The sequence below is a fragment of the Treponema sp. TIM-1 genome (assembly GCF_046533115.1).
Taxonomy (GTDB): Bacteria; Spirochaetota; Spirochaetia; order Treponematales; family Breznakiellaceae; genus JAIRMO01.
Window position 1 is genome coordinate 1 of record NZ_JAJQRC010000074.1, and the last position, 6,732, is coordinate 6,732.

5 protein-coding genes are annotated in these 6,732 nt (G+C 54.4%); 2 read left to right on the forward strand and 3 right to left on the reverse strand.

What is annotated here, in order from left to right; all coding sequences use genetic code 11:
• Both LQZ21_RS14690 and LQZ21_RS14695 read right to left on the reverse strand, forming a co-directional pair.
• A partial coding sequence (locus LQZ21_RS14690) for a methyl-accepting chemotaxis protein (protein ID WP_411045330.1) occupies nucleotides 1-1,678 on the reverse strand: 1,678 nt, incomplete at its 3' end.
• Nucleotides 1,679-2,510: 832 nt separating this feature from the next.
• Nucleotides 2,511-4,025, reverse strand: a complete 1,515-nt coding sequence (locus LQZ21_RS14695; protein ID WP_411045331.1) for a glycine hydroxymethyltransferase — start codon at nucleotides 4,023-4,025, stop codon at nucleotides 2,511-2,513.
• A gap of 217 nt (nucleotides 4,026-4,242) precedes the next feature.
• Here LQZ21_RS14695 and LQZ21_RS14700 point away from each other — a divergent pair, with 217 nt between their 5' ends.
• Nucleotides 4,243-5,043 carry an SDR family NAD(P)-dependent oxidoreductase gene (locus tag LQZ21_RS14700; protein ID WP_411045332.1) on the forward strand — a complete coding sequence of 267 codons (801 nt, stop codon included), beginning with the start codon at nucleotides 4,243-4,245 and terminating at the stop codon, nucleotides 5,041-5,043.
• Nucleotides 5,040-6,119 carry a DUF1295 domain-containing protein gene (locus LQZ21_RS14705; protein ID WP_411045333.1) on the forward strand — a complete coding sequence of 360 codons (1,080 nt, stop codon included), beginning with the start codon at nucleotides 5,040-5,042 and terminating at the stop codon, nucleotides 6,117-6,119. Before LQZ21_RS14700 ends, LQZ21_RS14705 begins: the two co-directional genes overlap by 4 nt.
• Nucleotides 6,120-6,147: 28 nt before the next feature.
• On the opposite strand, the gene LQZ21_RS14710 is transcribed toward LQZ21_RS14705, so the two are convergent.
• Entirely contained in the window at nucleotides 6,148-6,543 is a 396-nt protein-coding gene (locus LQZ21_RS14710) for a pyridoxamine 5'-phosphate oxidase family protein (protein ID WP_411045334.1), read from the reverse strand.
• Nucleotides 6,544-6,732 lie beyond the last annotated feature (189 nt).

Genomic DNA, 6,732 nt, shown 5'->3' on the forward strand with positions numbered 1-6,732 from the left:
CGGCATGGGCCGCCTCTATGGCCGCGTTCATCGAAAGCAGATTCGTCTGGCTCGCGATGTTTTCCATCACCGCGTTGATCTCCAAAAGCCCCTCGGACTCCCGGGCTATTTCCTGGATGTCCGCAGCCACTTCCTGCAGTCCGGTCCGGCCTATTTCCGACGCCGCCGCCAGGTCCCGGACGTTATCGGCGTTTTTTACCAGGGTCTGGGTAACGGACTGGATATTGGCCAGCATCTCCTCAATCGCCGAGGAGGACTGGGAGACACTGGAGGTCTGGTCTTCTATGTGGCTGTTGAGTTTATCGATGTTGATGGTGATCTGTTCCATGGTGGAGTTAGTTTCGGTAACCGAGGCGGACTGGTTTATCACCCGGCCCTTGATGCTCTGGATATTGGCGGTGATCTGGTTGATAGCCGCCGCGGTCTCGGTCATGTTGCTGGCCAGTTCGTTCCCGATATCAAAGAGGGCAGCCGCCTGTTGTTTGATGATTATCACCAGATTTTTGATCTTTTCCAGGGTCTGGTTAAAATACCGGGCCAGGTCGCCGACTTCGTCCCTGGAGTTAACCGTGATGGCCTTGGTCAGGTCCCCTTCCCCTTCGGAGATGTCCTTGAGGGTAAGGGCCACATTGACGATGGGATTGGTAATGCTGGATGCAACAAAATAAACAACAATCGATGCCAGGATTATGGCAATGGCCGATACGATGATGGTAAAAACAGTCATCGCGTTTACTTCTTTAAGGACAACCGCTTCACTGGTACCGATCATCACTGCCCAGGGGGCGGTATTTTCACCGATCCGAACCGGGTGTACCACTATCTGCAGGACGGTTTTCAGCAGGGGGGAATATTCCTCCACATCATATACGGTTCCGTTTTTAATCGCATCCGCCACCTCGTCAATACGGGAACTGAACAGGACGCTATCGGCGGTCCGCATATCCTTACCTATCCGGGCAGGGTCATAGCTGCCGATAACCGTGCCGTTGTTGGTATAAGCGGCGGCAGCGGAAATTTCCGCCATGCTGGAATCGCTCAACAGCGCCTGGATTACCGGCTGGGTGTAGGCCATATTAATGGTCACCCCCACATTGGCCACCAGTTCCTTCTTTGAATTAAACACCGGTACCCGGATATTACACGTATAGGTCTGTTCGCCTGCCACTACCCGGGGCATGGGATCCCCGATCCGGACAACATCCGACAGATCCCCGGTTATCCGTTCATAATCTTCATAAGCGGCAAGCTCGGTCTTGCCGCTGGTCTGGGTATACATGGCAACATACTGGCCCGAAGGACTGTTGCCGGGCCGTCCGGCGAATTGGGCGTCCATATGGTCAATGGCATTGGGCTTCCAGACCGTATAAATCTGAACGATCCGCTCGTTGGCTTCTACCAGGGCCAGCATATTTACGTTAAACTGACTGCGGCGCACCGCGGGATCCAGCTGTTCGTAATCGTTCATAATGGACGCCAGGTTCTGTGCGGTATGGAGATACACCTCATACCGCGCCTCCAGATCCAGGGCTATGCTCTTGGCAAGGTTCGTGGTACTTTTCCGTACGGTCTGCAGCTGCATATTCCGGGCGCGGCTTAAAAGAATCACCGATAAAGACACTACCACCATCAACAGGATCACAATAACAATAATGCTGAGCCTCATTTTAATTTTCATTCTAAAAACTCCTCGAGATATAAGGCTATTTCAAAATCCTTGGATTCTACCGGACCATGAAATTTTGAACGACAAGCTTTGCTCGTCAAGCAGCCTGAGATTTAACGGAAAAAGCGGCCGGCTTGCTCCGGGGCTTAACCGCCTTTTCTACCGCCTGTTTCAAAAAATTACGCCTTGAAACAGATTCAAAATATAAAGAAGCTTTTTCAATGTCGTTGAAGAAGCAATCTTAGACCTACCCAACGCCCCGCCTAAAGTGCACCCGTGGAAATCTACAGAGGATATATACGCCACATTCCAATGACTTTCCGCCGAAAGGCGGGCCCGGGTATGAACCCCTCCTCGAATAAAAACCAGCCGAACAATAAGCAAGGTGTTATTAACTATCAGATCCCCACAGGACCATGATTCTCTGCGTTTTTTAACTCTCTTAAACCTGGAAACCTCCCTGACCAAAATCGATGTTATCAGCGGACTGGACCGCTTTTGCCGGGCCGGTTTTACCTCCGAGTTTTGAAACCGGCCCATCTATAATATAATTTATTTTTGGAAGAAAAGCACATTTTTTTAATAAAAATCCGTTAAAGGGGGGGAGCGCCCGGGAGGTAACCAGCACGCCTCTTTTCCCCAAAACAGGCGCCTTTTTTGACGCTGCTCCCCCTCGCTCCAGCCTTGCTCCGCCGAAACCGGCACGCCTCAAGCGCTTGCGGGGGCCTTCGGCCCGGAGCAAGGCTTCCGCTACCCCCACTCCTCTCGCCGGGTATATGAGTCCTTTATTGGTTACCGGTGGAAAAAAGGCGTCTATGGCAAAACTCCGCAAATTCCGGCTGTTCTACGGGCAAAAAGCCTTTTTGAGCAGTTCCAGGTCCAGTTCCGGATATACCGGGAACCGGGAGAGGAGTTTTTCCACCCGGGAGAGGGCTTCGGCCTTGGCATCTTCCCGGATATGGTATTTGACCTTACTGGGTTGGGCGGCTTCCCCGGCCCCCCGGGGATGTTCCGCGGCGGTGGTATGCTTCAGCACCAGGGTAATGATGGCGCCCAGTTCCTCCATTTCCGCCGGGGTCATCCCCAGGGTGGTTACCGCGGCGGTCCCGATCCGCAGGCCCGAGGTATACCAGGGGCCGTTGGGGTCAAAGGGGAGGCTGTTCCGGTTGAGGGTAAGGTGGCATTCGTGGAGGCTGTTTTCCGCCTGCCGCCCGGTAAGGCCCAGGTGATGGACATCTACCAGGAAAAGGTGATTGTCGGTCCCCCCGGTGAGGACTTCCAGGCCGTTTTTCACGCAGGAAGCGGCCAGAACCCGGCAGTTTTCCACGATCCGGGCCGCGTAGTCCCGAAACTCCGGTTTACCCGCCTCCCGGAACGCCACGGCCTTGGCGGCAATAATGTGGGGCAGGGGCCCCCCCATGGTCAGGGGGCAGCCCTTATCCAGGGCATCGGCAAATTCCGCGGTGGACAGGACCATGCCGGCTCGGGGCCCCCGGAGGGTCTTGTGGGTGGTACTGGTTACCACCTGGGCATGGAGGACCGGGTCATAATCCCCGGTAAAAACCTTACCTGCCACCAGCCCGGCGAAGTGGGCCATATCGACCATCAGTATTGCCCCGGCCTTGTCCGCGATCTGCCGCATCCGCTTAAAGTTGATCTTCCGGGGATAGGCGGAATACCCGGCCAAAAGGATCAGGGGTTTAAGCTCCCGGGCCTGCTTTTCAATTTCATCATAATCCAGCAGCCCGGTTTCAGGGGAAACCGAATAACTGTACACGTCAAAGATCCGGGAGGAGATATTGTAGCGGTACCCGTGGGTCAGGTGGCCGCCGGAATAATAATCCAGGCCCAAAAGCCGCTGATTTCCTAATTCGGCCTTGAGTTCCATCCATTGGGGGCGGGTGAGTTTATACAGGTTGGTTTCGCCGTATTTTTTTAAGGCGGGGTTTTCGATCCGGGTGGTAAGGATGGCCCAATACGCCAGGATATTGGCGTCCGCCCCGCAATGGGGCTGAACATTGGCATATTCCGCCCCAAAAACCTTCCGGGCTTCCTCCGCGGCCAGGGTTTCCACGGCATCCACATTTTCGTTTCCCGCGTAAAACCGGTGGTTCGGCATGCCCTCGGCGTATTTGTCGGTAAGCAAATTGCCCATGGCAAGCTGCACCCCCAGGGAACAGTAGTTTTCGCTGGCAATAAGTTTAACCCGGCGGCGCTGGTTTTCCAATTCCTTCACAATAGAAACGGCAACCTCCGGGGCGCTCTCAGCGATCTTCTGAAGATTACACAGATAGGCCAAAAATCCGGTATGTACCTTATCCGGAGGGGTTTTAGAGAGATACATGGTGACGGGGTTCATAAGTTCCTCAGCCTTAAAACAGAGATAATACTCCGGCCCTTACGCAGGCCGGCTCGTTCCGGTAGCATAAACCGATATCGTCCGGTATTTCAAGACCTATATCGATTCCTTGCCGGTGTATGGGGTGGATGACGAAGCGGCCTATGCTTTCACCATTAAAACCGGACCTGCCTCGGGTAATTGACAAGGCTCTTGTGTTTTTGATTGACTTGTTTTGATGAGATATGACAAAGCGGATCCGCTGTTCAGGGAAAAATACGGGCCCTATGCGTTGATTGCCGGCGCTTCCTATGGATTGGGCGGGGCCTTCTCCGAGGCGCTGGCCCGGCGGGGACTCGGCCTGGTACTCCTGGCCCGGGAAAAAGAGCGGCTGGAATCAACCGCCCGCCGCCTTAAAGAACAGTATAAGGTGGAGGTGATATGCCACGCGGTGGATCTGGCCGATTATGAAAAAACAAAAAGCCTGGTCACCGGCCTGGGTGTTCCGGTGGGCCTCTTGGTGTACAACGCCGCCTTTGCGCCTATCGGTTTGTTTGAAGACATTTCGGAAGAACAGTTAGCCCTGGCTGCGGCGGTCAATGTGAAAACCCCGCTGCTTCTGGCAAAATTACTGGCCGCGCCGATGATAGCGCGGGGCCGGGGAGGCATGGTGTTGATGTCGTCCCTCGCCGGCGCACAGGGGACTCCGAAATTGGCGGCCTATGCCGCCACCAAGGCGTTTAACGCCATCCTGGCCGAAGGCTTATGGAAAGAATTAAAGCCCCATGGCATAGATGTGGCCGGATGCCGCGCCGGCGCCGTTCTCACCCCCGGTTACCGGCGGGCGGAAAAAACCAAAGCGGCGCCGGGAAGCCTGGAGGCCGGGGAAGTGGCGGAGCGGACCTTGCGGGCCCTGGGGAAAGGCCCCCTGGTGATTCCCGGCGCCGTAAACAAACTGGCCTATTTTGTGATGACGCGGCTTCTGCCCCGCCGTGGGGCAATCGCCCTTATGTCAAAAAACACCGGAGGTCTCTCATGAAAACACCGGTACTTGGCTTTTTCACCCCCTGGATCGCCTATGCGCTTATCACCCTTTTGCACCTGGTCCTTCCCGCCAAACGGATGAAGGGCTATGTCCGGCATGAACAAACCGGGGAAGCATTGGACTACCGGATAAACGGCATCGTGGTTCTTGCCCTGAGTGTCCTCCTGTGGCTGGCGCTGGGGCTGCTGAAATGGGTTCCGCTGGACTGGCTGTACCAGGTTCGATGGTCCAGCCTCCTGGGGGCCCTTACCCTGGGCCTTTTGTTTTCACTGCTCATCGTACTTCCCTGCCCGTCCACCGGCAAACCCTTTCCCGCCGACCTGTGGTTTGGCCGCTTGAAGAACCCGCAATTACGGCAGGGGTTTGTTGACGCCAAGATGTGGCTCTACCTCGTGGGGGCCGTCATGCTTGAATTAAACACCCTCTCTTTCGCGGTCTACCATTATCAAAGCCGCGAAGTATATAACCCCGGGGTGTTTTTATGCGCCGCCCTGTTAAGCTGGTTCGTGTGGGATTATCTCAGCTTCGAGAAGGTTCACCTCTATACCTACGATTTTATTGCCGAGCGGGTAGGGTTCAAGCTGGGCTTCGGCTGCCTTGCCTTTTATCCCTACTTCTACGCCGTTTCCCTCTGGTCAACCGTGGATCTGCCCAATCCGCAGCGCCCCCTTTGGCTTAACCTCTGCTTTGCCCTCGTTTTCTTCATGGGCTGGTTCCTGTCCCGGGGCGCCAATCTGCAAAAATATTACTTCAAGCTTTCACCGGAAAAGAAATTTTTCGGCCTTGCCCCCGCAGTCCTCGACGACGGAGAACGCCGTTTGCTGGCAAACGGTTTTTGGGGCCTGAGCCGCCATATCAACTATCTCGGTGAGATACTGATGGCCTGCGGCATTGCCCTGAGCGCCGGATACCCCGCTGTCTGGCAGGTATGGCTATACCCGCTTTACTATATCGGCCTCTTGTTCACCCGGCAGATAGACGACGACAAGATATGTAAAGCCAAATACGGCGCACTATGGGATGCCTACACCAAAAAGGTAAAGTACCGCATTATTCCGTTTATCTATTAGGACCCGCGGCGGGAAGCGCGGCAGGCTTCTAGAAAGTTATTACCTTCTTGTCCCTCCCAAAGGCTTCAATGGTGGCAGTAACGTTTTTAAGATACAGCACCTGGGTATTGTCATCTGTTTCGCTGTAACGGTTCCTGAGCTGAGGATAGGCGTCGAGCATATGTTTCTTCGCCTCCACCCGGTTATCTTCAACGACTTCCCCGGCGACGCGGATCCAGCGGCCCTGTTTGTCCATGGCGCTGATTTCCACTTTGGGATTGGCGGCCATCTGTTTTGCCACCGGTTTGGCTTTGCCGGTCTGAATATAGAGCCGGTTCTCAAAAATGTCTACCGTGCCGAATGGCCGCACCCGCGGCTGATCCCCTTCCGCGGTGGCGAGATAGTAGGTTTCGGCCTCCTTTAGAAAATCATACACTTCTTTCATGGTAATACCTCCAACAAGCCAAGTTCACTATTACGGTATAGCGGAAACCATGTTCTGTCAATCCGGATATTTTTAGTACGCTACGGTAATGATCTTTACATAAGGAACTGTTCAAAAATAACTTGCCCAAAAGGGCAAGTTATTTCGTTATTGCGTAAGCAATTAGAATAAAATGCATCGCATTTTATT

Bases quoted from the DNA above. Each gene is read 5' to 3' on its own strand.
- LQZ21_RS14695 (WP_411045331.1), bottom strand. From the start codon at position 4,025: ATGAACCCCGTCACCATGTATCTCTCTAAAACCCCTCCGGATAAGGTA.
- LQZ21_RS14700 (WP_411045332.1), top strand. From the start codon at position 4,243: ATGAGATATGACAAAGCGGATCCGCTGTTCAGGGAAAAATACGGGCCC.
- LQZ21_RS14705 (WP_411045333.1), top strand. From the start codon at position 5,040: ATGAAAACACCGGTACTTGGCTTTTTCACCCCCTGGATCGCCTATGCG.
- LQZ21_RS14710 (WP_411045334.1), bottom strand. From the start codon at position 6,543: ATGAAAGAAGTGTATGATTTTCTAAAGGAGGCCGAAACCTACTATCTC.